This window comes from Kitasatospora sp. NPDC001660 (genome assembly GCF_053596725.1).
In genome coordinates this window covers 150,772-176,394 of record NZ_JBSFGU010000007.1, presented here as the reverse complement: position 1 = coordinate 176,394, position 25,623 = coordinate 150,772, and the positions used below count along the sequence as shown (strand labels likewise).

Sequence of the window (25,623 nt, the reverse complement as noted above, 5' to 3'; positions counted from 1 at the left end):
GTGCGCGCGCTACTGATGTGCGGTCTGGGACCGAGCTACGTCAATCTCGACTACCTGCGGGGATCGCTGTTCGACACCAGCGGCACCGGCCGTGACGCCCGCACGCGCACCATGTTGGAGCGCGCCGGCTGCGCGGACCTCGACTTCGCCGACTTCAGCTACACCGCCGACGGCGGGCGGCGTCCCCTGTGCCGCCCCCGCACCACCTCCGTCCCCCACCTGACCACCTTCACGCTGGAGGCGATCCTCCAGGAGGCGGAGCAGGACTACACGCTGCTGGACCTGGCGGGGGTGTGGTCGGGCAAGGCCGTGCTGCCGCCCGGCGACTTCGATGTCGTCCTGCTGTCGACCACCTACATGTGGAGCAAGGCGATCTTCGCCAGGGTGATCGACTGGATCGCCGAGCGGCTGCCCTCGGTCCCCGTCGTCTGCGGCGGCCAGTACACCAACCTGAAGTTCCTCCAGGTGATGTCGGATTTCCCCGGCGTGACCGCGGTGGTGCGCGGCGACGGCGAGCAGGCCCTGCCCGCCGTGCTCAAGGCCGTGGGCGCGAACCGCTCCCTGGAGGCCGTCCCCGGTGCGGTGTGGCGTGACGGCGAGCGGATCCGGGTGAACCCGCTGGAGTACCTGGACTTCGACGCGCAGCCGTCGCCGCGCCTCAAGGGCCGGTACCCGATCGTCCCGTACGAGTCGATGCGCGGTTGCCCCTTCGACTGCAAGTTCTGCTCGTTCCCCGCCGCCTCCCCCAAGTGGCGCTACAAGTCCGCGGAGAAGATCCGGGACGACTGGATGTCCTACGCCGCCGAGAACGGCGCGCAGACGATCTCCGCGATGGACTCCACCTTCACCGTCCCGCCCACCCGACTGCGGCGGCTGCTGGAGATCCTGCCGGCGGCGGGGGTGCGCTGGGAGGGCTTCAGCCGGGCCAACACCGTCGATTCCGCGGAGCTGGTGGACGCCCTGCTGGAGGCTCACTGCTACAAACTGCACATCGGCTTCGAGGCGATGAGCGACGAGGTCCTGAAGCTGATGAGCAAGCGGGTCTCGGCGAAGCAGAACCGGCGGGCCTTCCACGCGCTGCGCGACAGCGAGCTGGGCTACGTGGTCTTCTTCATGATCGGGTACCCGGGCGAGACTCCCGAACTCTTCGGCGAGACACGCGACTTCCTCATGCAGGAGTACTCCGGCCACTTCATGCTCAACTTCTTCTCGATCTCCGACGAGACCATGCCGCTGTGGCAGGACCGGGAACGCCTGCGCATCGAGGTCGAGGACCCCGACGACACCCACACCTGGTGGTCGCACATCGGGATGAACAGCGACGACGCCCGGGTGCTGCAGCTGGACGCGCTCGACGACATCCGCGAGCGCAACGACGACGCGGTGCTGCTGCTGTGGCAGCACCAGTTCGACCACTGGCTGATGCCGGAGCGCAGCCGGCGGGAGAACCTGCGGGTGGAGAAGTGCATGGAGCGCCTGGCCCTGGCTCCCCGGGTGCACTCGGACATCGACACCGGGGCGCGCCAGATCCACCACCAGATGCGCCTGCTGCGCGACTTGGGCGTGGAGCCCACGGCCGGGCGGGCACTGGCGGGTGCCCGCCCGTGAGCGAGCGATGGGGGCACGGGACGGCGCGGGGAGGACGGCAGCGGTGAAGGACGGGGAAGAGCACGTCGGCATGTCGACGGTGGTGCGCATCGGGAACACGGTGCGCCGCCCGCCCGGTCCGTGGACCCCGGCGGTCCACGGGCTGCTGGCCCACTTCGAGCGCGTCGGATTCGACGGTGCCCCACGGGCGTTCGGCTTCGACGAGGAGGGGCGTGAGGTCCTCGACCACGTCGAGGGCCACGTGCCGCAGGGCGCGGAGGTGGCAGAGCTGCCGGACCGCGCGGTGTTCGAGGTGGGACGTCTGATGCGCCGGATGCACCGGGCCGCCGAGGGGTTCTCGCCGGAGCCCGCGCGCTGGGCACACGAACGCGCCACGTCGGGTGCGCAGACGGTCGTGTGCCACAACGACATCGCTCCGCGCAACACCGTCTTCGTGGCGGGGCGGCCGGTCGCCTTCATCGACTGGGAGGCCGCGGGCCGCGAGACCCCGGAGTGGGATCTGGCGCAGGCGGCCTGGCAGTTCGCGCCCCTGACGGACGACGCCGGGTGCGCGGCGCTCGGGTGGCCCACGCCGCCGGACCGCGGGCACCGCTTCCGGCTGCTGGTCGAGGGGTACGGGCTGGCGCCGGCGCGGCGCGCGGGCCTGGCCGAGGCCGCCACGGCCCGGATCCGCTTCACGCTGGACCTCATCCGGCGCCGTGCGGCGGAAGGCGAGCCGGCCTTCGTCCGGCTGGTGGAGTCGGGCCTCGCCGACGGTGTCGAACGCGATGCCCGCTGGACGGAGGCGCACCGGGACGAGCTCACCGCAGCGCTGCTGCAGCCCGTCGAGGCTCCGCTCATCAACGATCCGCTCGAAGCCCCTCGGCGCGTTCGGTAGGAAGGACAGGATGCTCAGATTCGGCATCATCGGAGCGGGAGTGATCGGCGGGGTCCACGCCCGGACCCTCGCCCGACTGCCCGACCAGGCCACCCTGGTGGCCGTCGCGGGCCGCGGCCCGGACCGCGCCCGCGCCCTGGCGGCCGAGCACGGCTGCGACTGGCACGCGACGGTGCGCGAGCTGCTCGCCCGGCCCGACCTGGACGCGGTGTGCGTCTGCGTGCCCAGCGGCCTGCACGCCGAGGTCGGCGAGGCCGCCCTGCGGGCGGGCAAGCACGTCCTGGTGGAGAAGCCCCTGGAGGTGGACCTGGCCGCGGCCGACCGGCTGATCGGGGCGGCCGGGTCCACCGGGCGCACGCTGGGGGTCGTCCTCCAGCACCGGTTCGACCCCGCCGCCAGGTTCCTGCACGACTCCGTCCGCGAGGGCGCCCTGGGCACCCTCACCTCCGCGCACGCGGAAGTGGCGTGGTGGCGGTCGCAGGGCTACTACGACTCCGGGCAGTGGCGCGGCACGAGCCGCCTCGACGGGGGCGGGGCGGTCATGAACCAGGGCGTCCACACCCTCGACCTCCTCCAGTGGGTCATGGGCGAGGCGGTCGAGGTGACGGCCCGCACGGCGCTCCTGGCCCACCACGGGATCGACGTGGAGGACACCGCGGCCGCGGTGGTCCGCTTCGCGAACGGCGCGTTGGCCACCGTCCTCGCCACGACGGCGGCGTACCCGGGGCGCACCGCACGGCTGGCGGTCCACGGCGACCGGGGCTCCGCGGTCCTCGACGACGACCGGATGGCCTACTTCCACACCCGCGCGGACGGCGACGACGGGGACCCGTACGGCGCGTACGGGGCCGGCAACCGGGCCGCCGAGCTCCCCCTGCGGTACGACGACGCGCGCGACCCCACCGGCATGCCCGGCACACCCCACCGCGACCAGCTCGCGGACTTCTGCGACGCCGTGGAACAGGGACGGCCCCCCTTGGTGGACGGGGCCGAGGCACGCCGCTCACTCGCCCTCACGCTCGCCCTGTACGAATCCGCGCGCACGGGACGGCCGGTACGCCCGGACGGCCCCGGCGCGCCATGAAGGAGACCTCGATGCCCAGCCCAGAGCTCGCCGAACTGCTCTACGGCGACTATTCCGCGAAGGACCCCCGCGAGGCCCTGGCGGCCATGGCGACGGTCCCGGCCATGAAGGACCCGCGCACCGGTGCGCTGTTCGTGACCGGCTACGACCTCGTCCGGGAGCTCCTGCTGCACCCGGGGCTGACCAGTGCGACCATCCGCGACCCCCTCGCCGGCACCGGCCTGTCGGAGGAACAGATCGCGCTGCACCGGCCGGTGCGGGACTTCGTCGCCCTGTGGCCCGTGTTCAGCTCCGGCGACTACCACCAGGACATCCGCTCCCGCCTCCGCCCGGCCCTCGACCGCAGGAACGTCACCTCCCTCGTCCCGCGGCTGGAGGACGAGTGCCGGGCCCTGCTGACCGGGCTGCGGGACAGGGGCGAGGAGTGCGACTGGATCGCGGACTTCTGCCGTCCCTACTCGCTGTCCGTGCTGGCCCGGCTGTTCGGCACGAGCACCGACCGCATGGCGGACCTCGCGCGCGCGACGGACGGGCTGATGGCCTACCTCGCCAAGCCCAGGTCGTACACCGATGACGACCTGGCGCGCGAGGCGACCGCCGCGCTGGACCGCGCCCGCGCCGAGGTGCGCGAGCACATCCTGGACCGGGCGCAGGGCGAACTCGCCGTGATCCTGCGGGACATCGCGGCCGATCCCCGGCTCGGGCACGACGTCGCGGTCGCCGTGACCGCGCAGATCGTCACCGGAACCATCGACCCGCTCGGCGCCGTCCTGACCGAGATGGTCATGCGGGGCGGCGAGCGGATGGCCGCCGTCGCCGACCCGGAGGCCGGCCCCGCCTCCGCGCACGGGGCCTGCGCACACGGGGAGTTCACCGACGAGGTGCTCCGGATCAGCTGCCCGTTCCGGTTCGCTCCCCGGTACGCCCTGCAGGACATGGAGATCGCCGGTCACCACGTCGCCGCCGGGCAGCGGGTCATGCTGATCCTCGCCGCCGCGAACCTCGACGCCACGGTCTTCCCCGACCCCCTCGACTGGCGGCCGGGCGCCCGCGAAGCCCGTCCCCTCGCCTTCGGCGCCGGCACCCACTACTGCGTCGGCGCCACCCTGGCGCGCGCCGCGACGGACGCCCTGTGCCGGGTGCTCGCGACGGACGGCACCCGCGTGAGCCACGACCCCGCCACCTTCCGGCGGGCCGCGCCGCTGGGCGCCGATCTCATCCTCGGGCTTCGCGTCCGCGTCCGTTAGCCGGTCCCGGCGCCGCCCGCACAGAACGTCGACCCCGGGCCCGTCGGCCCGCGGGGAAGGAGTCACCCCCATGCCCAGTCCCACCCCCGCCCCGCCCGACACCTCCCGGGGAGCGCCCGCCGGGGCGCCCCGGCTCGACGGCGACGGCGGCCGCATCGCGGGCCTCTTCGACCGCGCCGCGGCCACCTACGACCGCGTGGGCATCGACCTCCTCCCCGCCGCGGGCCGCCTCCTGGTGACGCACGCCCGGATCGCCGAGGGCGAGCACGTCCTGGACGCCGGGTGCGGCACCGGCGCGAGCCTCTTCCCGGCGGCCCACGCGGTCGGCCCCCGTGGCAGCGTCACGGGCGTCGACGTCTCCCCGGAGATGGTCGAGCGCGTACGGCAGGAGTCCGCCGAACACCGGCTGCACTGGATGCGCACGTACGTCGCCGACGTCGAGGACGCGCCCTCCGCGGTCCTCCGCCCGCCGGCCGACGGATTCGACGCGGTCACGGCCGGCATGCTGCTCACCTTTCTCCGCCGGCCCGACCGGGTCTTCCGCGGGTTCCGGTCGGCACTGCGCCCCGGCGGGCGGCTGGCGGTCTCCTGGTGGGGGCCGGAGGCGCCCGGGTGGGACCGCGTGGTCGAGGCGACCCGGCCCTTCGGCTCGGGCACGCGCGAGGAGATCGAGACCGCCGTTCCGGGACAGAGCCGGCCACGGACCCCGGAACTCGTCCGGGAACTCGCCCACGAGACGGGTTTCGCCACCGTCGAGCTGTACGAGGAGCGTCTGGAGGCGACGTTCCGGGACACCGACCACTGGTGGGCGTGGACCTGGTCGACCGCCGCGCGGGCCTTCTGGGAGAGCGTCCCGCCCGATCGGCTGCCGGCCGCCCGCGCCGCGGCCGAGAGCGCCCTGGCACCGCTGCGCGCCCCCGACGGGACCCTGCCGTACGTGCTCACGGCGCATTTCGCGGTCTGCCGCCGCTGATCCCCGGAAACCCTCCGCAGGAAATACCTTTTGCATTGCCGGCGACGCCGGCCGGGAATTCACGAATTCCCGGCCGGCACCTCCGGCCGCTTTTGCATGCCCAATTCCGGGACGCCGGACAATTTTCGAGAAATTGCCAATCCGGCCTTGCCCGTCCGACTCCCGCAGTTTTAGAGTTTTGACATCCGGTCAGCCCGACCGGAATACAACCCTGTTGCGTCAGCGTCGGGGAAAAATCCATCAGAAGGGAATCGTCATGAACAACTTCGACGAGATCGACATCACCGAGCTGTCCGACGAGGAGCTCGACGACATCGTCGGCGGCCAGTTCTCCATCGCCGCCCACTGCGTCATCTGACGACGGTGTGCTCCGGCCGGGCGGTGATCCCGCCCGGCCCACCGCGGAGGACCTGAGTCCACCGCCTGCGCGTCCCTCCGCCGGGACGCACCAGTACCGGCGTGTGTCGGGGGTTCTCCTCACCACACGAGTCCTCTCGGCGCACGCCGGTGATGCGCAAGGAAAGGGATCGGGATCGATGACCGGTGAATCGCGCTTCCGGCCCGAGGCGCTGGAACACCACCGCAGGCGCGACGGCCTCGGGCCGGTGCTCGGCCACACTCCCGCCCCGCCCCGGCCCAGGGGATTCGCCGAGCGGATGGCGGCCGTCCGCGAACGGCTCCCCGGTCGCTCGGGCACCAAGCGGCTGCCCGTCTGCTTCCAGACCCAGGTCAGCGACTGCGGACCGGCCGCCCTGGTGACCGTGCTCCGCCACCACGGCGTCGACGTGTCCCTCGACGCGATCCGCGCCCGCGCCGACTCCGGCCGCAACGGCGCGTCGGCCCGCACCCTGCTGGAGATCGCCCGCGAGTACGGCGTCAAGGGCCGCGGCGTACGCGCCGACCTGGACGCCCTGCGGCGACTGCGGCCCGGCGCGATCCTGTTCTGGAACTTCAACCACTTCGTCGTCCTGGAGGGCGCCGGCAAGGAGTACGTGGACGTCGTCGACCCCGCGTACGGCCGGCGCCGCCTCAGCAGGGCCTCCGTCGCGGAGTCCTTCACCGGGGTGGCGCTGGAGTTCGACCCGCCCCTGGACGGCACGTCCGCGGCCGCCCGCGGCACTGAGCCCGGCAGCCCCTGGCGCCGGTTGCGCCAATTCCTGCCGGGCCGCCGGGAACTGGTGCTCCTCCTCGCGGCATCCGCCGGGCTGATGGCCTTCGAACTCGCGCTGCCGCTCACCGCGGGCATCCTGGTCGAGCGGGTGGTGCCCGACGGTTCCACCGCCACGCTCTGGGGCGCCGGGGCGCTGCTCGCCGGGCTCGGGGCCCTCTTCTTCCTCCTCCAGCTGGCCAGGTCGGTCCTGGTGGCCAAGCGCCAGGCCGTGATCGAGAAGCGGCTCACCCTGGGGATCGTCAGTCACATGGCGGACCTGCCCTACGACTTCTTCACCGTGCGCAACCCCGGTGACCTGGCCATGCGCGCCCGTGCCAGCAACGTCCTCATCCAGGTGCTGAGCGTGACCGCCGTCTCCGCCGCGCTCGACAGCGTGCTGGTCGTCGCGTACCTGGTCGCGATCCTCCTGGCAAATCCGCCGATGGCCGCGCTCGTCGCCGCCCTCGTCGCCGCCCAGGCCGGCCTCCTCGTGATCACCTGGCGCCGGCAGACGGAGCTGAGCCAGGAGGTCCTCGAACGCCAGACCAAGGCGCAGGAGGAACTGGTGGAGATGCTGGAGAGCATCTCCTCGCTGAAGTCCAGCGGCCTGGAGGGCCGGGCCGCCGAACGCTGGTCGCACACGCTGGTCCACGAGGTCAACAAGCGCCTGGGCGCCCGCCGCAACCTCGCCCTCTTCTCCTCCGTCAGCCGCACGGTGCAGTTCGGCGCCCCCCTCGCCGTCCTGCTCGCGGGGATCTGGCTGGTGCTGACCGGCCGTGACTCGCTGGGCGAGGCCATGGGCTTCATGACGCTGACGATCGCCCTGTTCATCCCGATGCAGGGGATGTTCGACGCCGGCTCCCAACTCGCCGCCGTCCGGCCCACGCTCGCCCGCCTCGACGACGTCCTGCGCGCGGCCCCCGAACCGCGCGGCGCCCTGGTCGGGACGGGCGTCGCCGAACCGGGCCGCATCACGGCGCAGGAGGTCTCGTTCCGCTACCCCGGCGCCCCCAGGCCCACCCTCGGCGAGATCGAACTCGACATCCGGCCGGGGCAGTTCGTGGCCGTCGTCGGCCGCTCGGGATCCGGCAAGTCCACCCTCGGCATGCTGCTGGCCGGGCTGTACCTCCCCACCGGCGGCACGATCACCGTCGACGGCATGCGCCTCGACGAGCTCGACCGGCCCACGTACCGCCGCCGCATCGGCTACGTCAACCAGAACGCGCACCTCTTCGGCGGCTCGATCCGCGACAACATCCTCCTCGGCAGCGAGGACATCAGCGAGGCCGACCTCAAGAACGCCGTCCAACTGGCGCACATCCACGAGGAGATCAGGGCCATGCCCATGGGCTACGACACCCTGGTCGCCCCCGGCGGGCACGGGATGTCGGGCGGCCAGCGCCAGCGGATCGTGCTGGCCCGCGCGCTGGCCAAGCAGCCGAAGCTGGTCATCCTCGACGAGGCGACCAGCGCCCTGGACCCGGCACTGGAGGAGTCCATCATGCGCGGCCTGCTCGCGGCCGGGATCACCGTCGTCGTCATCGCCCACCGCCTGACCGTCCTGGACGACGCCGACCAGGTCATCGTCATGCGCGACGGCCGGATCGTCGAGGCGGGCGCGCCCGCCGCCCTCAAGGAGAGCGGGGAGGAGTACCTGTGCCTGACCTGACGGCCGCACCCGGTCCGGCCCCGGCCTGGCCGGCGCCCGGCACTCCGGTGCCCCTCACCTACGAACAGGACTGGTTCCACACCAAGACCCGCACCGACGCCTGGGCGCACAAGAACGTCCGGCTCGGCTTCGAGCTCCTCGGCGACCTCGACACCGACGCGCTGCTGACGGCCGTCCGCGCCTTCGTGACCCGGCACGACGCCCTGCACCTGCAACTGCCCCCGGACCCCGGACCGCACCCCCTGCAGTGGACCCGGCCGATCGACGCGCGGGAACAGGTCGTCGAGTGCCAGAAGGTCGGCGCCACCTCGCCCGAGCAGTTCTCCCGCTACGTCTCGGCACTGCTCTCGCGCGACTGCGTCACCCCGTGGCAGTACGGGGAGCAGCGGCCGTTCACCATCCGGCTGCTCCGGTACGACGCGGGCCGGCACGCGCTGCTCGCGACCTTCCAGAACCTCGTCTTCGACGGCCGGGCCCACCACCTGTTCGCCCACGAGGTCTGGCGCGACTACGCGGCCGTCCGGCGCGGCGAGCCCGTACCGGACAGCGCCCCGTCGTTCGCGCAGGCCGCCGCCAGGCAGCGGGCCGGCACCACCCCGGCCCAGCGGGAGCGCGCGCTGGCCGACTGGAGCGAGCGCCTCGGATTCCTGGCCCGCACCGCGTGGGTCCGTCCGGACGGCGCGACGGCCACCGAGGCCGGGCGGCTCCAGGCCGAACTCGACGCCCGGACCACCGTGGCGCTGCGCCGCGCCTGCGAGGAGCGCCGCCTCGGCCTGCTGCAGTGGACGGTCGGCTCGTTCGTCCACGCGCTGGCCGCCCGCACCGGCCGGGCCGAGGTCGGGCTGTGGACCTCCATGGACTCCCGGCCGTCCCGGGACCGGGACGTGGTCGGGATGTTCGCCGCCTCCTGCCCGCTGGTCGTCACCGAGGCGGGCGGCGACCCCGACGCGGTGCGGGGCCGGGTCCGCGCCCAGCTGCTGAACGCGCTGCGGCACCAGCGGCTGACCGCCGAGGAGATCACGGCGGTGACGAGCGAAACCGAGGCGCGGCACGGCACCCCGGTCGGCCGCGACATCTACGTGAACCTGCGCCGGTTCGACGGCGACTACGCGGGCTCCCGGGACGCCGGCCCGCTGCGGATCACCGCCGACGCCTACGACCTGCGCCGGATCGCCGTCACGGACATCCACGCGCTGCACCTGCGGTGCACCGAGTTCCGCGACCGCCTGCTCATCGGCCTGCGCTACGACGGGCAGCGGGTGGGCCGGCCGCTGGCGCGGGCGGTCCTCGACGACGTGCTCGGCGCGGCCGCCGCCACGGCCCGGGCGGTCGGCCAGGGGCGCGGAGCCGCGCTCTGAGCACGTCCCAATCCCTTGTCGGGTCCGTCACGGACGCCGCCCCTCACGCACCACAGGAGGTGCCATGCCCCCCGCACCGATCGACGCGGTCCTGGCCGCGGCGAGCGAGGTGTTCGGCCGGCCGGCCGAACCGGCCGACGACTTCTTCTCCCTCGGCGGTGACTCCATCACCGCGGTCGAACTCGCCGTCCGGCTGGAGGAGCTCCTGGGCGTCGAGGTCGACACCGAACTGATCGTCGGACTCCCGGACTTCGCCGCCCTCGCCGAAGCCCTGGCCGAGGCTGCCGTCCCCGTCCCGTCGACACCCGAACGCTGAGGAACCATGCGCCCCCACCTCTGGGACCCGTGGGCCACCGCGCGGACGGCCCCCGACCGCACGGCCGTCGTCGCCGACGACGAGACGTGCACCTTCGCCGAGTTGACCGACCGCGCCGACGCCCTGGCGGGCGCCCTGCGGGCCCGGGGCATCCCCGACGGCACCGTCCTGTCCACCGACATCCCCACCGGGCCCCGCTTCTTCGCCCTCGTCCTCGCCGCGCTGCGGCACGGGTACGGCCTCTTCCCGATCGACCCGCAGCTGCTCGCACTCCCGAAGGGCCCGTCCCTGCTGACGGATGCGAACGGCGCCCTGCACATCACCACGGGGGCGCCGACGGCGGCCGGACCGGCCCTGCCCTGCCCGGTCGTCGGCGACGACGAGCTGCTCCGCTCCCCCATGGCCCCCGCTCCGGCCGTGCCACCCGCCGCCGGGCACCTCGTCTTCGCGACCTCCGGCACCACCGGCCTCCCGCAGGCCGTCGTCCGGACCCGCCCCGGCCGGCCCTACAAGGGGGTGGCCGTCGCCGAGCGGTACGGCGCCGGCCTGGACCGCGGCCCGCACCTCATGGCCAACCCCACCTACCACCTCGGCACCCTGGGGCCCGCCCTGTACGCGCTCCAGGCGGGCAGCACGGTCGTCGTCCAGCGCACCTGGTCCACCGCGGCGTTCGTCGAACTGGCCGACCGGTACGCGGCGGACAGCGTCATGCTCAGCCCGGACCGGCTGACCGACCTCGTCGCCGCGAGGCGGGCGCCGCACCGACCCTTCCGGGTGGTCTTCCACGGTGGCGCCGCCTGCCCGCCCAGCACGAAGCGCGCGGCCATCGAGCTGTTCGGGCCGGTCCTGCACGAGTACTACGGCACCTCGAAGAGCGTCCTGTCCGAGATCACGACGCCGGAGTGGCTGCGCAAACCCGGTTCGGTCGGCCGTCCACTGCCCGGGATCCGCATCGACGTCACCCGCGACGGCCGGGTCCTGCCCGCCGGGGCGGTCGGGGAGATCGGGATCCGGCTGCGCGCGGCCGACCGCGACCCGTCCGAGGAACCCGTGCACGCCACGGGGGACGTCGGCTTCCTCGACGCCGACGGCTACCTGTTCGTCATCGGCCGGGCCGGGACGCCGCAGGAGCTGCGCAACGCCCGGCTCGAACACGACATCCGGCTGCTGCCCGGCGTCACCGACGCGGTCGTGCTCGGAAGCACCGCCCCGGTCTGCTTCGTGGAACACGGCCCCGTGGACCACGAAGGCGACGCGCCCGTCGACCCGGTGCCCGCCATCGAGGCCTCGGCCCGCAGGCTCGGCCTGCCCGCGCCCCGGGTCGTCCTGGCCGCGTCCGGTACGCTGCCGCGCACCCCCAGCGGCAAGATCCGGCGTGCCGAACTCGCCCGCACCACGGAGGACGTGGACGAGGCCCGCGGATGACGGCGGACCCGCAGTCCGTGACCGCTCACGACCGGCTCGCGCACCATGCCCGGCGCCGGCCCGACGCACTCGCGCTCACCTGCCTCGACGGGGACCGGCCCCGCACCCTGACGTACCGCCAACTCGCCGAGCTCGTGGGCTCGACAGCCTCGGCGCTGACCGCCCTCGGCGCCCGCCCCGGAGACCGGCTCGTCCTGGTGCTGCCGAACGACGAGTCCTTCGTCGCCGTCCTGCTGGCGGCCATGGCACTGGGGATCCTGCCGGTGCCCGCGGCCACCCCGGCGACCACGCGGACCGAGGCGTTCGGACTGCGGCTGCGGGGCATCGTCGCCGACTGCCGTCCGGCCCTGATCGCCACGACCGCGTCCTGGCGCGACGCGGTCCGCACGGCCCTGGGGGACCTCGACGTTCCCGGCGGGGTGCACCCCTGGCCGGACCTGGTCGAGGCCGGCTCCGGTGGTCACGCCGGGGCGCCCGCGCCCTCCCCGGACGCACCCGCCTTCCTGCAGTACACCTCGGGATCGACCGGTTCCCCCAAAGGCGTCGTCATCAGCCACCGCGCGCTGCGGGCCAGTTGCGCCCAGGCCGCCCGCGTGTACGGCGAGCGCCCGGACGACGTCGCCGTGACCTGGGTGCCGCTCCACCACGACATGGGGCTCGTCACCGGAGTCCTCAGGCCGCTCTTCAGCGGTTACGCCTCCGCACTGATGCCACCTGAGGCGTTCGCCCGCCGCCCGGGAGCCTGGCTGTCCGCCATCTCCGACCACGGCGGGACGCTCTCCAGCGCGCCCGACTTCGCCTACGCGCTGTGCGCGCGCAAGGTCACCGACCACGAGGTGGCCGGCCTCGACCTGAGCACCTGGCGAGTCGCGCGCAGTGCGGGCGAGGTGGTGCGGGCCGCCACCGCCGCGCGGTTCACCGCGCGGTTCGCCGCCGCCGGATTCTCCCCCCGGAGCCTGTGCCCCTCCTACGGCATGGCGGAGGCCACCCTCACCGTCACCACCTGCACCCCGGACAGTCCGCCGGTCCGGCTGGCCGTCCGCACCGACGCACTGCGCGCGGGCCAGGTGGTTCCGGCGGCCCCGGGAACACCCGCCACCGTCCTGCTCTCCTCGGGCACGCCGTTGCCCGGCACCGAGGTGCGGGTGCGCGACACGTCCGCCGGGCCGGACGACGGCCCGCACGTGGGCGACGTCCTCGTCCGGGGGCCGCAACTGTTCAGCGGCTACTGGCCGTCGGCGCACCGCCCGGCCGGGTGGCACGCGACCGGGGACCGGGGATTCACCCACGGCGGCCACCTGTTCGTCCTCGGCCGGACCGACGACGTCCTCGTCCACCACGGCCGGAACTTCCACCCGGCGGACGTCCTCGCGGCCTGCGAGGACGTCCCCGGCCTCCGGCCCGGGCGCTGTGCCGCCTTCGGCCTCGCGGACGGGGAGTCCGACGACCGGGTGTGCCTGGTGGCGGAGTTGGCGGACGGCCCCGGTGCGGCGCCCGCCGACCAGGTCGCCGCCCTGGTGCGGCGGCGGCTGTCGAGCGCCCTCGACCTGTACGTCTCCGAGGTCGTCCTGCTGGCCAAGGGCGGACTGCCCGTGACGACCAGCGGAAAGGTGCAGGTCGGCGAGACGAAACGGCGCCTCGCGCGGGGGACGCTCCCCCGCCGGTGAGTCCCGGCGGGAAAAGGACCAGGGCAAAGAAGCAGGGCAAAGAAGCAGCGGAAAGAACAGGGAAGAGGAACCGTGCACGCTCCGACACTGGCTCAGTGGGTCGGCGACCCCGTCGGCTTCACCACCGCGTACTGGCGCCGCCGACCGGGCGTCTTCAGGCCGGAGGGCGGCGTGCGCAGCCCCTTCACCCTGGCCGACGTCGACGCCGCGCTCGCCACCGGCTTCCTGCACGAGCCCTACGTGGAGATGACCCGCGCCGAGGACCCGCTCGACCGCGACGCCTATCTGACACCGCGCGCGGTCTACGAGTCCTCGTACGGGGGATTCGCCGACGAGAGGAAGATCCGGGCCCTGCTCGACGGCGGCGCGACGCTGCTGATGCGCCGGGTCGACCAGTGGCACGGCCCGACCCGGGACTTGCTCGCGCGGCTCTCCGCCGAACTGGAGCGCGCGGTGGAGGCGTTCTGCTTCGTGACACCGCCCGGCACCCAGGGCGTGCCCCTGCACCGCGACGACGCCGATGTCCTGGTCCTCCAGCTGAACGGGAGCAAGTCCTGGCGCGTCCACGAGGGCCCGACGGACGGCAACTGGCGGCACGGCCGGGTCGAGGGCGAGCCGCCGGCCGAGGTGCTGCGGACCACCCTCCACGCCGGCGAGGTCCTCTACATCCCCAGGGGCTTCGCCCACCAGGCCGTCGGCAACGAGGGCCTCTCGGTGCACCTGTCGCTGACCGTCCGTGAGATCCACATGGGCGACCTGTTCCGCAGCCTCCAGAAGCTCTCGGCCAGGTCCATGGACATCGAGACCCGCCCGCTGGACGACGCCGCCGTGCTGGCCACGGCCACCGCGATGCTGGAGCACGTCCGCGCGGCCGTCGCCGAGCTGGCGCCCGAGGACCTGGTGCGGCACGCCCGGCGCCGGAAGCTGGCCGCCCTGCCCGTGCCGCGCTCGCCGATCTCGCTGAGCGCCGTGGCGGCGGGGTACGACGACCCGGCGTAGTCCGGAGGTGAACGGCGGCTACCGGGCCCCGGTAGCCGCCCGTGCGCACGGGTCAGCCGCTGATGCTGGCGGCGCCGGTCTCGATGTGGCCGGTCGCGCGGCGCGTCCAGGCCGGGTCGCTGCTGACCGTGACGGTGAAGTCGTACCAGCCCTGGGCGATCGTGACGGCGTTGAAGTAGTCGCTGACGGTGGCGCCGGGGGCGACCTGGTAGGTCCAGGTGCCCGTGCGGTAGTTGGTGGCGGTGATGGTGAACGTGACGGTTTCCGTCCCGGTGTTGGTCATGGTGAACCAGACCGCCGCCTTGCCGCTGTCCGGCGCCGGCGCGTAGGAGGTGGTGGCCTCCGCGGTCCGGCCGGCCGTGGTCGCGTTGCCGGTGAAGCGGCGCAGGAAGCGGTTGGGGCCGAGCACGGTGAGGTCGTACTGCCCGTTGCCGTAGTTGGCGCCGATGTTGAAGTAGTCGCTGGTGCGCCCGTCGGTGCCGGTGGTGGCGTCGTGCGGGGCGACGGTGTACTGCCAGGGACCGCCGGTGCGGTAGGCGTTGGCGTGGATCGAGTAGTGCGCCCAGGCGGTGGCCTGCGGGCCCTGGTTGGCCAGGTCGATCCAGAGCAGGATCTGGTTGTCGGCGTCGTACTCGATCCGGTCGACCCGGGCGTTGGGCTGGTAGGGCAGCGCGCGGGCGGGCTTGGTGCCGGGCTCCTGGGTGGGCATGGAGTTGGTGCCCGGGCTCGGGTTGATCTGCAGGTTGGCGGTGGCCTGGCTGATGGTGGCGCTGGTGTCGGGCAGCGCGGGCACGCCGTACACGGGGTTGGTGAAGTCGAAGGCGCCGGTGAGGTCGCCGCAGACCTGGCGGCGCCACGTGCTGATGTTGGGGCAGACGGCGGGGGTGCCGAGAGCGGCGGTCCAGGTCTCCAGGAAGCGGATGACGCTGGTGTGGTCGTAGACCCGGGAGTCGACGAAGCCTCCGCGGCTCCACGGCGAGACGACGATCATCGGGACGCGGAAGCCGAGGCCGATGTTGGTGCCGTTGTAGAACTCGCCGGCGGTGCCGGCCGGGGCCGCGGGCGGGGGCACGTGGTCGAAGAAGCCGTCGTTCTCGTCGTAGTTGAGGAACAGGACGGTGGAGTTGAAGACGTCCGGGTCGGCCGCCAGGGCCTGCACCACCAGGTTGACGAAGTGCGCGCCGTTCTCCGGCGGGCCGTCCGGGTGCTCGGAGAACAGCTGGTTGGACACCACCCAGGAGACGTGGGGCAGCCTGCCGGCGAGCGCGTCGGCCCTGATCGCGGCGGCGATGTCGTCCGGGGTCGAGCCGCTGCTGGGCACCGAGGCCATGCCGCGCTGGGTGAGCGGGCTCGAACTCGGCGCGCTGGTGAACTGGCTGAAGTAGGCGAGGGCGTTGTCGCCGAAGTTGTCACTGGCGTTCTGGTAGACCTTCCAGCTGACGCCCGCGTTCTGCAGGGCCTCGGCGTAGGTCTGCCAGCGCAGTCCCTTCTCTTCGCCGCCGTCGTAGGCCGGACCGCCCGCGGTGGCGCCCGGGTCGATCGTGCCGGACCACAGGTAGGTGCGGTTGGGGCCGGTGGCGGACAGGATCGAGCAGTGGTAGGCGTCGCAGACGGTGTAGGCGTCGGCGAGCGCGTAGTGGAACGGGATGTCCTCGCGGGCCATGAATCCCATGGTCCGGTCCGAGCCCTTGGCGGAGATCCAGGAGTCCATCTTCCCGTTGTTCCACGCCTGGTGCTGGGTGGACCACGAGTGGTCGAGCGAACCGTCGCACTGCGCGAGCTGCTCACCGCTGACGCCCCACCACCACGTGCTGGTCCTGCTGAGCTGCCAGGGGTACTGCCGGCCGCTGCCGTTGGGCTGGTTGAACACGCTGTTTCCGCCCGCGATCTGGATCGCGGTGCGGTCGCCGAAGCCGCGCACGCCCTTCAGCGCGCCGAAGTAGTGGTCGAAGCTGCGGTTCTCCTGCATGAGCACCACGACGTGCTTGACGTCGCGGATCGTCCCCGTCGTGGCGGCGGACGCGCTCGGCACCGCGCCGGGCAGGGCTGTGTCCAGCCCGATGGCCGCGCCCAGTGCGGCGGCCGAGCCGAGGAAGGTGCGGCGGGTGACAGGGGACACGTGAGGCCTCCGAGAAGTACGGACAACTCCGGCGGACGATCCGGCAGCGGCGACTGTCGGGCAGTCAGATGGCTACCGGTCGGTAGCCGGGTGGCGGAGAAGTTACACGCGGTCGACGGTTGGCGGAAGCCTCGCGGCAGCGCAGAGGGCGGCCCCCGACACGACCCGGGCCGACCCGAGCCACTTCGGCACCTTCACCCAGTTCCGGAACGCCGCCAGGACGGGCACCCTCCCCAAGGGCTTCGTCTTCCTCGAACCCGACTTCGGCCTGGCCGGCAACGACCAGCACCCGGTCCACGACGTCTCGAACGGCGAGCAGCTCATGCTCGACGTCTCCACCGCCCTGCGCACCGGGCCGGACTGGAACTCGACCCTCCTGGTCATCACCTACGACGAGCACGGCGGCTGCTACGACCACGTGCCCCCGCCCTCCGGGGCGGTCCCTCCCGACGACGCGCAGGGCGAGTTCGGCTTCGACTTCACCCGCTTCGGCGTCCGCGTGCCCACCGTGCTGGTCTCCCCGCTGATCGCGGCCGGAACCGTCTACCGGGCCACCGGCGACACCCCGCTGGACCACACCTCCCTGCTGAAGACGATCGAGCAGCGGTGGAACCTCCCCCCGCTGAGCGACCGCGACAAGGCCGCCCCGGGCTTCGGTGACGTCCTCACCCTCGACTCCCCCCGCACCGACAACCCCCTGGCCCTGGTCCCGACCTCCGACGGCAACGCCTTCTTCGTGAGCACCGAGTCGTACCTGGACCGGGTCTGCGACGCCCTGGCCAAGCAGGCCTGAGCGGCCATCACCCGGAGGGACGCCGCACGGAGGGAAGCCGCACCGGTCGAGCCGGTCAAAGGGCCTTCGCCTGCCAGTACGTGAACCGCTCGATCGGGTCACCGTCGAGCGACCACGGCCACGCGGTGACGGTGTCCCCGATCGCGTCGAAGGTGTTGCCGCCCTCGCGGACGCGGCCGGCCTGGACGAGGGCGTAGGCGAGCACGTTGAGGTCGGCCAGGGCCGCCGCGTGCCGCAGGTAACCCTCGCGGGGCCAGGTGGCGAGGGCCGCGTCCAGCGCGCCGACGGCCCGGCTGTGCGTCCAGAGACGGCGGGCCAGCAGCGCCTCGACGCCGCCCTTGGCGGCGGTGCGGTCGTGCTCGTCGACCAGGGCCGCCAACTCCACGCCCACGACCGGCGAGACCGGCGGCGCCGAGGCCCGGAGCGTTTCCACGAAGTCCAGCTGGCTGCTGCGCGAGCCGCGCTCCTCGGGCGACAGGTAGCGCAGCATCTGCAGGTGGGCCTCGCGGTTCCAGGGGTCGCGCGCGGTCACCTCCGCCCAGACGGCGAACAGCTGGCGCGATTCGGCCCGCATCAGGCGCAGGATCCCGAGCAGCACCACCCAGGGCAAGGGGTCGGCCGGCGCGACCTCGGCGGCGCGGTAGCAGTGGTCGGCAGCCGCCCGGGCGTCCTCCATCCCCCCGGCGGCCCGGCCGCGGACCAGCTCGACCCAGGCCTCGAACACCATCGGATCCGCACCGCGCCGGCGCAGCCGCCAGGACCGCGCGAACGCCGACGGCGCGGCGGCCTCGGCGAGCACGGCGAAGCGGTGCGCCCGGCGGTCCGGGTCCCGCCCGGCGTCCTGGAGCAGCCGCTCGACCTGGTCGATCTGGATGTCGTCCGGCCCCAGCCGCCCGGCGGAATTCAATTGCTTCCGCACGCGGCCGAGTTGGACGTCATCGAGTTCCGGCCGCACGCGCGGTCCGGAAGCGCGGAGTCTTCGGAATATCGACACGCGCCGCAGCGTAGGACCCCGGAGGGAATTTCGGACAGCCCCGAACGGCTCCCGAGAGCGAATTGTTATTTCCGGCCGCCCCGGCGAACCTACCGCCCCGTACGGCAACCGGAGGCCGAGATTGTTCACGCGGGTTCCGAAAGTGCCGCCGCCCGGAGCGCCCGGCCCGCCTCGCGCGGGCGGACCTTACCAGTCGCGGCCACTACACGCCAGTATTGCGCTTCACAAATCATTCACCACGCCGGCTTGCAAATCCGATCGCCGCCGTGGGAAGAATGAGCCGCTTTCCGAACCGCCAGCCGCACCCACCAGCGCGAAGAACGCAAAGAATTCGACAGGAGAGATATCGCGTGGACCTTCGCGCCCAATACCCGGTCAGAAACCCCTCCGCACCGGCGAATTCCCGGGACAGCCCCCGGCCGACGACACCGCACCGCACCGCCGAGGTGATCGTCTCCCCGTACGAGATCGCCCTGTTGCGGGCGAGCCGCGCCGCCGTCGAGCCGTACGCCGCCGACCTCCCGGGCCACTTCTACGCGACCCTGTTCCAGCGTCACCCCCAGGTCCGCGAACTCTTCCCGGAGCACATGGATGTCCAGCACGACAAGCTGGTGCGCGCACTGATGCTCATCGTCGACCTGGTGAACGAGCCTGCGACCCTCGTCCGCTTCTGCTCCGAACTGGGCCGCGACCACCGCAAGTTCGGCACCAGGACCGAGCACTACGCGGCGGTCGGCGAGTGCCTGCTCGCCACGCTGGAGCACTTCGCCGGCCCCGCGTGGACCCCGGCCGTCGCCGCGGCGTGGACCCGCGCCTACACCGCGGCCGCCCAGGTCATGGACGGGGCCGCCACGGCCGACGCCGCCGAGCGGCCGGCCGTCTGGGAGGCCCGCGTCGTGGACCACAGCAGGCACGGCCGCGACCTCGCGGAGATCACCGTGCGGACCGACCCGCCGTACGCGTACACCGGCGGGCAGTTCGTGAGCCTCGCGACGCCGTGGTGGCCGAAGAGCTGGCGCTACTACTCCCCCGCCAACGCCCAGCGCCCGGACGGGACCATCACCTTCCACGTCCGCGCCGTCCCCGGCGGCCCGGTCAGCACCGCCCTGGTGCACCGCGCGAGGGTCGGCGACGTCCTGCGGCTCGGCCGGCCCCTCGGCGACATGGTCCTCGATCCCACCGCGGGCCGCGACGTCGTCTGCGTCGCGGGCGGCACCGGCCTCGCGCCGATCCTCGCCCTCGTCGAACAGGCCGTCCTGGACGGCGTCCGGCGGCGGACGGACGTCTTCGTGGGCACGTGCGGCACGGACGGACCGCACGGCCTCGACGACCTCCGCCGGCTCTCCCACCAGCACACCTGGCTCACGGTGCGGGCCGTCGTCCACGACGACGACACCCCCGGCGCCGTCCCGGGCCTGCCCGGGGCCCTGACGGCGGCCGGCCCCTGGCGGGACCACGACGCCTACGTCAGCGGCCCCGGCCCGATGATCGTGAGCGCGGCCCAGGCCCTGTACCACGCCGGGGTACCGCTCGACCGCATCCACCACGACCCGTTCGTCCGGCTCGACTTCGCGCTCTGACTCCGGGCGCCGGTTTCCCGGGAAAGGACTTCCGGCCTTCCGTTCGATCCACCAAAGTCCGGCACTCACCCACAATTTGACAGCTGTTCGTATCCTGCAGAACAGTTCCCCCACGGCGGACGATCTTCCACATCACCAGGTCCGCCGACGGGGAGGACTTCACCAATGCGTTTCGGATTCCGGCGGACCGCCGTCTGCGCCGCCACGGCGCTGGTCGCCGCGACGGTCACACCGCTCGTCGGCACGGCAGCGGCCGACACCGTGCCGCATGCCAACGGCTACCTGCAGATCGTCGCCCACGAGGACGACGACATCCTGTTCATGAACCCCGACCTCGCCCGGGAGTACGGCGCCCCGTCCACCACGGTCTACCTGACCTCGGGCGAGCAGGCCGGCGACACCGAGAGCGCGTGCCTCTACGCGCAGCACCGCGAGGACGGCGCGCGCGAGGCGCACGCCGAACTGGCCGGGGTGGCGAACGACTGGGCCTTCGACACGCTCACGCTCGGCAACAACAAGGTCGTCGAGGTCGACACCCTGCGCGGCACCGCGAACCCGGTGCGCCTGGTCTTCTTCCGGCTCTACCAGAGCGGCGACCCGGGAGCCGCCACCGAGACCTCGCTGGACGACCTCTACATCGGCCCCCTCCCCGACAAGGACGGGAATCCCGTCACCCCGAATCCCAAACGGACCGTGGGAAGCCAGGACACGGACGGCACGGAGTGCCGGACCGCACCCGATGACCCCCTGAAGACGCCGGACTACCGGCCCTACGACAACCAGACCTACACCCACGAAGAGCTGGTCACCGCCCTCACCGACCTGATGGGGAAGTACAACCCGAGCATTCTGCTGGCCCAGGACCCGAAGGTGTATCCACTGGGCAGGGGACACGACGACGCCGGCTACGACTACCGGAAGGACCCGCTCAACTACGGGGACAACTCCGACCATCGCGGCGCCGCCCGGTTCGCGGGCGAGGCGGCGGCCGGGTACCACCCCGCGCAGGGCAACGTCCTGCTGCGGTACTACCGCGACTACAACATCCGGCTGCGGCCGACGAACGTGGACCCGGGCCAGGCCGCGGCCAAGTGGCACGTCTTCAGAGAGGGCTACATGCCGCACGACTCGGAGCTCCACGAGAGCAACGAGAGCGTCTGGCAGAACCACTACGCGATGTACGAGTTCCGCGAGTACCCGCGCTGGTTCAATGGCTCAACCTGGTCGGCCCAGGACGGCAACCACCTGCTCAACGCCTTCGCGGTGATCAACGGGCAGCCCTCGCAGTGGAAGGAGACCGCGACCGGCGGATCGTGGACCGGCCCGAAGGGCCTGGGCGGCGGCGGGCAGTTCGCTCCCTACCTGACCGTGATCAAGGACGGCAAGGGCCTGCTCCACCTCTTCGGCATCCGTCTGGCGGACGACAAGGGCACCGACAACCACGACGAGGTCGTCACGCTCGCGCAGACCGCCGTCGGCGGCGGCTGGGGCGCATGGACCTCCCTGGGCAACCCCAACTCCGACGACGTCGGCGAGATGATCGGCTCGCCGGTGGTGACGGCCAACAGCAGCGGAGCGCTCACCGTCTTCGTGCCCAACGCCGGAGGCGGCGTCAGCGCCATCACCCAGCAGACGGACGGCGGTTGGCCGGGCAGCTGGGACGACCTGCACGGCGCGTGGGTCCAGGACGGCCTCGCGGCCGCCCTGGGCGACGACGGCCGGATCGACCTCTTCGCCCCCACGGTGACCGGCCACGGCGGCATCCTGCACTGGCGCCAGTCCGCGCCGAACGGCCCGTTCGTCCAGGACACCGCCTTCAGCGGGCCGACCCCGGCCGGCCCGATCGGCGTCGCGCGGACCGCCGGCGGCCGGGAGGAGATCCTCTTCTCGCACCCCGACACCGGGCAGACCGTCAACCAGTGGGTGCGGGCCGACAGGACCTGGACCCCGGTCTCGTCGTCCACGGGCGGCCCGGTCAGCGTGGACGGCCCCGGCGTCGTCAGTGCGAACGGCCGCATCGTCGTCGCGACGCGCAACGGCGGCGGCGGCCTCAGCCTGGCCACGCAGACCGAGGACAACGGCGCCTTCGCCACCACCTGGCAGGACCTCGGCTCGGTGATCGTCGGCTCGCCGTCCCTGGCCACCGACGCCACCGGCCGCGTGGTCGTGCTCGCGCTCGGAACGGACGCCCAGCTCCAGCTGCGGCGCCAGACCGACGCGAAGGCGGACAGTCCGTTCGCCGCCTGGCGGCCGGCCGTCTCCTCCTGACCGTCCCGCCGACGCGCCCCGGGCGTGTGCATCCCGCATGCACACGCCCGTGTTGCCCTGGAGCGAGACCATCTGGTCGATGTCGACGACACAGTCCTTCGCCCGGGAGGCACACGAGCCGCACGAGCGTCGAACCCCACCTGATGGATCGTCACGGTGCGGAATTCCCATCCCCCGGGCGGCGTTGCTCCAGCCGTGATCGAAAAGACAGACATCTCCTTCGGCCCCGACTCCGGCAACCGGCTCGCCGACACGGCCGAGCCCTCCGAGAAGGGTGCGCTGGCCGCACTCGAGTCCTTCTACTACGCCCTGAACAACCGCGACGCGGACGCGCTCCGCGCCGACTGGTCCACCGACCCGCTCGCCCAGCTCAACAACCCCGTCGGCGGGATCCTGCGCGGCGGCGACGCCATCGCCGAGCTCTACGGCCGGATCTTCGCCGGCCCGCTCGACGTCCAGGTGACGTTCCACGACGTCGTCGCCTACGTCGGCACCGACCACGCGGTCTACGCCGGCCGCGAGAGCGGCAGTTACCGCGGCCCCGACGGCGAGCGCCGCCCGCTGGAGATCCGCACCAGCCGCTACTTCCGCTACGAGGACGGCCACTGGCGCCAGTACCACCACCACGGCAGCATCGACGACGCCGACATGCTCCGCGCCTACCAGCAGGCCGTCCGCGGCTGAGCCGCGGCCCCAGCTGCCCCGACAACTGGATCCCCAGCGGGTTCCCCACGCCCTGAGGTCAGCCGCGGGTGAAGGTCCCGAGGTCCTCGTGGCCGAACTGTTCGACCATCACGGTCGGCGCCCGCCCGTCGGCGCCGGCGGGGAGGCCTCGGGATCGGTGGCGGCCGCGGCGGGCCGGCGGACCCGTGGCGTCAGCGGCCGGGCCCGCGGGGCACGACGTAGTCGACGGCCTGCATCATGCCGAGGTCCTCGTGCGGGAGCTGGTGGCAGTGGACGACCGTGCCGCCGGTGAAGTCCTCGTACCGCACGAGGAAGGTGACGCGGTCGCCGGGCTCGCCGCCCGCCAGGCCGATGGTGTCGTGCCACACCGGCGGGTCGAGCCGGTTGCCGTTCCGGTGGGTGACGAGGACGTGGTTGGTGTGCAGGTGGAAGGGGTGGTCGAAGGCCGGGTTGGTCTCGTCGGTGCGGACCGTCCACCGTTCGACGGTGCCGAGTTGCAGGGTGTGGTTGACGTGTCCGGGGTCGAACAGGCCGTAGGCCGGGTCGCGGGTGAGGTCGCCGGCGGGGTCGGCCGCGGGGGTCGGGTGGGTGCCCAGGGCGCGGAAGGCGTTCGAGAACGGGCCCTCGAAGACGCCCGGGTCGACGTGGAAGACGACCTCGCGGTCCGCGTCCGGGTTGGCGATGTCGCTCTCGTCGAGGAACGGCTTTCCGGGCGGCAGCGCGGTCGGCAGACCATCGGCGGTTCGACGGGCGCTCCCGCCACCTCGACCGTCATCAGGGGCCCGGACACGCCGTCGGCGCGCAGTTCGTACGTGCCCGGTTCGCAGCCCTGGACCAGGACGTCGGCGCGGTTGCCCATGGCCAGGCGCACGGTGTCGGAGGCGACCACGGCCGGGAAGGTCACACCGTCCTGCGCGATCTGATGGAACGTCACGTTCTTTCCGCCACCGGCGATCTGCAACGACAGTGCGGTGGACGCGGTCGCGGCGACGAGCCGCCAGCGCTGCACCTCGCCCGGGCGCAGCGTGAGGGTGGGGTTGACGGCGCCGTTGACGGTGAAGGTGGCGGGCACGGCGGCGAGCGCGCCGCCCGAGGCGAAGTCGGGCACCCTGCCGTCCTTGAGCCTGAGTTCGTTGATGCACACGACGATGTCGGCGGCCGCCGCGATCTGCGGCACCTCGTCGACGTCGCCCTCGACGATGAGGACCCCGGCCATGCCGCCGACGACCTGCACGGACGTGGCCCCGTGCAGGTGCGGGTGGTACCAGTACGTGCCGGCCGGGTGGCCGGCCGGGATGTCGACGGTCGTCACGTACCGCGGCTCCGGAGCGCCGGCGGCGACCTCGTCGGCCGTGCGCGGCGCGAACTCGCGGCGGACGTTGTCGGCGTCGCCGGACGGGGAGACGTGCAGTCCGTGGGTGTGCAGGTTGAAGCTGTTGGCGTTGTGCGGCCTGTTGTGGTCACCGCTGTGGGCCGGGTTGGGCGGCAGGCCGTTGACCTGCGTCAGCCGTAGCGTGTCCCCTCCGCGCACGCGCAGGGTCGGGCCCGGGATCGTCCCGTTGTAGGTGCGCGTGGTGGCCGGCCCGTAGCCCGGGATGGCGACGTCCGTGAACCGTACGTCGAGGGTCCGCTCGACGGCCGGGGCGGGCGAGCCGGGCACCGGTCGCGAGGTCCACACGACCGGCTGGGGAAAGGACGCCGGCGGGGAGGGGACGGGCGCCGCCGCGCTCCGGCCGGCGAAGAGCCCGTCGGACGACGCCACGAGGACGGCGGCTGCGGGGATGGCCTTGAGCACCGATCGACGGACGATTCCTTCTTTTTCGCTCACAGCCGGGCAATCTAGATTAATCGGACAAGGGTGGTCCGCAGGCACACCGCAGCAGCCGGTGCTCAGGCGGCGGGCGGATATCCGCGGGCGCGGACGAGGTCGCGGGTGAGACGGGTGAAGGCGCGGGCGGCGGCGCTCTCGTAGGCGTCGGTGCGCCGCAGGAGGGCGACGGTGCGGGTCGGGAGGGCCGGGTCGAGCGGGACGGGGGTGAGGTGGGGGTGGTCGTGGGTGACGGCGTCGGGCAGGACGGTGGCGAGCGGGGTGCGCTGGACGACCTCGGTGAGGGCCTGGATGGAGTCGGCCTCGACGGCGATGCGCGGGCTGACGCGGTGTTGCTCGAAGTAGCCGTCGATGTGGCCGCGCGTGGCGAAGTCGGCTCCGAGCAGGGCGAGTTGCCGATCGGCGAGCTCCCGCACCGGCAGCGGCCGGCCGGCCGGATCGGCGGCGGGGTGGTGCGGGCCGGTGACGAGGGTGAGGGTCTCGGTGAACAGGGCGGTGGCGGTGACGCCCGGCAGGTGGCGGCCGGCGAAGGCGATGCCGAGGTCGAACTCGTCGGCCAGCAGGCCGGTTTCGATGCGGTCCTGGGTCGTCTCCCGCATGGTCAGGGCGATGCCGGGGTGACGGGTGTGGAGGCCGGCGACGAGCGGGCCGACGAGGTAGGCGGTGAAGGTCGGGGTGACCGCCAGCCGCAGCTGCCCGCGGGAGAGGTCCTGCACGTCGTGGACGGCCCGCTCGGCGGCGGCGAGGTCCCGCAGCGCGCTGCGCGCGTGGTGGGCGTACGCCTCGCCGGCGTCGGTGAGGCGCACGGTGCGGCCGGTGCGGTCCAGCAGCTGCGTGCCGAGGGTCCGTTCGAGCTGCTTGATCTGCTGGGACAGCGTCGGCTGGGAGACGTGCAGCTCCTCGGCGGCGCGGGTGAAGTTGCCGTGCTCGGCCACAGCGAGCAGGTAGCGCAGGTGGCGCAGTTCCAGGGCCATGGGGGCAACT

At 73.0% G+C, this 25,623-nt stretch carries 18 protein-coding genes and 2 pseudogenes; 15 read left to right on the top strand and 5 right to left on the bottom strand.

All coding sequences use genetic code 11. The features are described from left to right. The 11 genes from ACWCXH_RS10860 to ACWCXH_RS10810 all read left to right on the top strand — a co-directional run bounded on the left by ACWCXH_RS10860 (position 1) and on the right by ACWCXH_RS10810 (position 14,373). On the top strand, positions 1–1,608 hold the full coding sequence (locus tag ACWCXH_RS10860) for a B12-binding domain-containing radical SAM protein (protein WP_449801054.1): 1,608 nt from the start codon (positions 1–3) through the stop codon (positions 1,606–1,608). 43 nt (positions 1,609–1,651) lie between these two features. Beyond that, positions 1,652–2,485, top strand: a complete 834-nt coding sequence (locus tag ACWCXH_RS10855) for a phosphotransferase (protein WP_449801053.1) — start codon at positions 1,652–1,654, stop codon at positions 2,483–2,485. 10 nt (positions 2,486–2,495) lie between these two features. Continuing rightward, positions 2,496–3,569: a Gfo/Idh/MocA family protein gene (locus ACWCXH_RS10850; RefSeq protein ID WP_449801052.1), complete on the top strand. Its 1,074-nt coding sequence runs from the start codon at positions 2,496–2,498 to the stop codon at positions 3,567–3,569. An 11-nt stretch (positions 3,570–3,580) separates the two neighbouring features. Then, complete coding sequence (locus tag ACWCXH_RS10845; RefSeq protein WP_449801051.1) at positions 3,581–4,816, top strand: cytochrome P450; 1,236 nt, start codon at positions 3,581–3,583, stop codon at positions 4,814–4,816. A 70-nt stretch (positions 4,817–4,886) separates the two neighbouring features. Further along, positions 4,887–5,789 carry a class I SAM-dependent methyltransferase gene (locus ACWCXH_RS10840; RefSeq protein ID WP_449801050.1) on the top strand — a complete coding sequence of 301 codons (903 nt, stop codon included), beginning with the start codon at positions 4,887–4,889 and terminating at the stop codon, positions 5,787–5,789. A gap of 536 nt (positions 5,790–6,325) precedes the next feature. Then, complete coding sequence (locus ACWCXH_RS10835) at positions 6,326–8,608, top strand: peptidase domain-containing ABC transporter (protein WP_449801049.1); 2,283 nt, start codon at positions 6,326–6,328, stop codon at positions 8,606–8,608. After that, positions 8,596–9,966, top strand: coding sequence for a condensation domain-containing protein (locus ACWCXH_RS10830; RefSeq protein WP_449801048.1), 1,371 nt, complete (start codon positions 8,596–8,598; stop codon positions 9,964–9,966). The genes ACWCXH_RS10835 and ACWCXH_RS10830 overlap by 13 nt, the downstream gene beginning before the upstream one ends. A 64-nt stretch (positions 9,967–10,030) precedes the next feature. Continuing rightward, a complete protein-coding gene (locus tag ACWCXH_RS10825; RefSeq protein ID WP_449801047.1) occupies positions 10,031–10,282 on the top strand; it encodes an acyl carrier protein in 252 nt (83 codons plus the stop codon). 6 nt (positions 10,283–10,288) lie between these two features. Further along, positions 10,289–11,707, top strand: a complete 1,419-nt coding sequence (locus ACWCXH_RS10820; RefSeq protein WP_449801046.1) for a class I adenylate-forming enzyme family protein — start codon at positions 10,289–10,291, stop codon at positions 11,705–11,707. Between the two features lie 17 nt (positions 11,708–11,724). Beyond that, positions 11,725–13,374, top strand: a complete 1,650-nt coding sequence (locus tag ACWCXH_RS10815) for an AMP-binding protein (RefSeq protein ID WP_449801045.1) — start codon at positions 11,725–11,727, stop codon at positions 13,372–13,374. 72 nt (positions 13,375–13,446) lie between these two features. Further along, entirely contained in the window at positions 13,447–14,373 is a 927-nt protein-coding gene (locus tag ACWCXH_RS10810) for a JmjC domain-containing protein (protein WP_449801044.1), read from the top strand. A 52-nt stretch (positions 14,374–14,425) separates the two neighbouring features. Here ACWCXH_RS10810 and ACWCXH_RS10805 read toward each other — a convergent pair whose 3' ends face one another. Continuing rightward, entirely contained in the window at positions 14,426–16,492 is a 2,067-nt protein-coding gene (locus ACWCXH_RS10805) for a phosphocholine-specific phospholipase C (RefSeq protein WP_449801043.1), read from the bottom strand. Positions 16,493–16,667: 175 nt separating this feature from the next. Between ACWCXH_RS10805 and ACWCXH_RS10800 the strand changes: the two are divergent. Beyond that, positions 16,668–17,285: pseudogene (locus ACWCXH_RS10800) on the top strand (alkaline phosphatase family protein); the annotation flags it as partial. A 55-nt stretch (positions 17,286–17,340) separates the two neighbouring features. Here ACWCXH_RS10800 and ACWCXH_RS10795 read toward each other — a convergent pair. Continuing rightward, positions 17,341–18,204, bottom strand: a complete 864-nt coding sequence (locus ACWCXH_RS10795) for a hypothetical protein (RefSeq protein WP_449801042.1) — start codon at positions 18,202–18,204, stop codon at positions 17,341–17,343. Positions 18,205–18,629: 425 nt separating this feature from the next. On the opposite strand from ACWCXH_RS10795, the gene ACWCXH_RS10790 reads away from it, so the two are divergent. The 3 genes from ACWCXH_RS10790 to ACWCXH_RS10780 all read left to right on the top strand — a co-directional run bounded on the left by ACWCXH_RS10790 (position 18,630) and on the right by ACWCXH_RS10780 (position 22,811). After that, entirely contained in the window at positions 18,630–19,859 is a 1,230-nt protein-coding gene (locus tag ACWCXH_RS10790; RefSeq protein WP_449801041.1) for a globin domain-containing protein, read from the top strand. Positions 19,860–20,024: 165 nt separating this feature from the next. Further along, a complete protein-coding gene (locus ACWCXH_RS10785) occupies positions 20,025–22,127 on the top strand; it encodes a PIG-L family deacetylase (protein ID WP_449801040.1) in 2,103 nt (700 codons plus the stop codon). A 195-nt stretch (positions 22,128–22,322) separates the two neighbouring features. Then, positions 22,323–22,811, top strand: a complete 489-nt coding sequence (locus ACWCXH_RS10780) for a YybH family protein (RefSeq protein WP_449801039.1) — start codon at positions 22,323–22,325, stop codon at positions 22,809–22,811. A 191-nt stretch (positions 22,812–23,002) separates the two neighbouring features. On the opposite strand, the gene ACWCXH_RS10775 is transcribed toward ACWCXH_RS10780, so the two are convergent. The 3 genes and pseudogenes from ACWCXH_RS10775 to cynR all read right to left on the bottom strand — a co-directional run bounded on the left by ACWCXH_RS10775 (position 23,003) and on the right by cynR (position 25,613). Continuing rightward, entirely contained in the window at positions 23,003–23,311 is a 309-nt protein-coding gene (locus ACWCXH_RS10775; RefSeq protein ID WP_449801135.1) for a multicopper oxidase domain-containing protein, read from the bottom strand. 305 nt (positions 23,312–23,616) lie between these two features. Then, a pseudogene (locus tag ACWCXH_RS10770) lies at positions 23,617–24,471 on the bottom strand (multicopper oxidase family protein); the annotation flags it as partial. Between the two features lie 230 nt (positions 24,472–24,701). Beyond that, positions 24,702–25,613 (bottom strand): transcriptional regulator CynR, encoded by a 912-nt coding sequence (cynR, locus tag ACWCXH_RS10765; RefSeq protein ID WP_449801038.1) that lies wholly within the window; start codon positions 25,611–25,613, stop codon positions 24,702–24,704. Positions 25,614–25,623 lie beyond the last annotated feature (10 nt).

Excerpts from the sequence above, each read along its gene's own strand:
- ACWCXH_RS10850 (WP_449801052.1), top strand. The coding sequence starts at position 2,496 with ATGCTCAGATTCGGCATCATCGGAGCGGGAGTGATCGGCGGGGTCCAC.
- ACWCXH_RS10845 (WP_449801051.1), top strand. The coding sequence starts at position 3,581 with ATGCCCAGCCCAGAGCTCGCCGAACTGCTCTACGGCGACTATTCCGCG.
- ACWCXH_RS10840 (WP_449801050.1), top strand. The coding sequence starts at position 4,887 with ATGCCCAGTCCCACCCCCGCCCCGCCCGACACCTCCCGGGGAGCGCCC.
- ACWCXH_RS10835 (WP_449801049.1), top strand. The coding sequence starts at position 6,326 with ATGACCGGTGAATCGCGCTTCCGGCCCGAGGCGCTGGAACACCACCGC.
- ACWCXH_RS10825 (WP_449801047.1), top strand. The coding sequence starts at position 10,031 with ATGCCCCCCGCACCGATCGACGCGGTCCTGGCCGCGGCGAGCGAGGTG.
- ACWCXH_RS10820 (WP_449801046.1), top strand. The coding sequence starts at position 10,289 with ATGCGCCCCCACCTCTGGGACCCGTGGGCCACCGCGCGGACGGCCCCC.
- ACWCXH_RS10785 (WP_449801040.1), top strand. The coding sequence starts at position 20,025 with ATGCGTTTCGGATTCCGGCGGACCGCCGTCTGCGCCGCCACGGCGCTG.
- cynR (WP_449801038.1), bottom strand. The coding sequence starts at position 25,613 with ATGGCCCTGGAACTGCGCCACCTGCGCTACCTGCTCGCTGTGGCCGAG.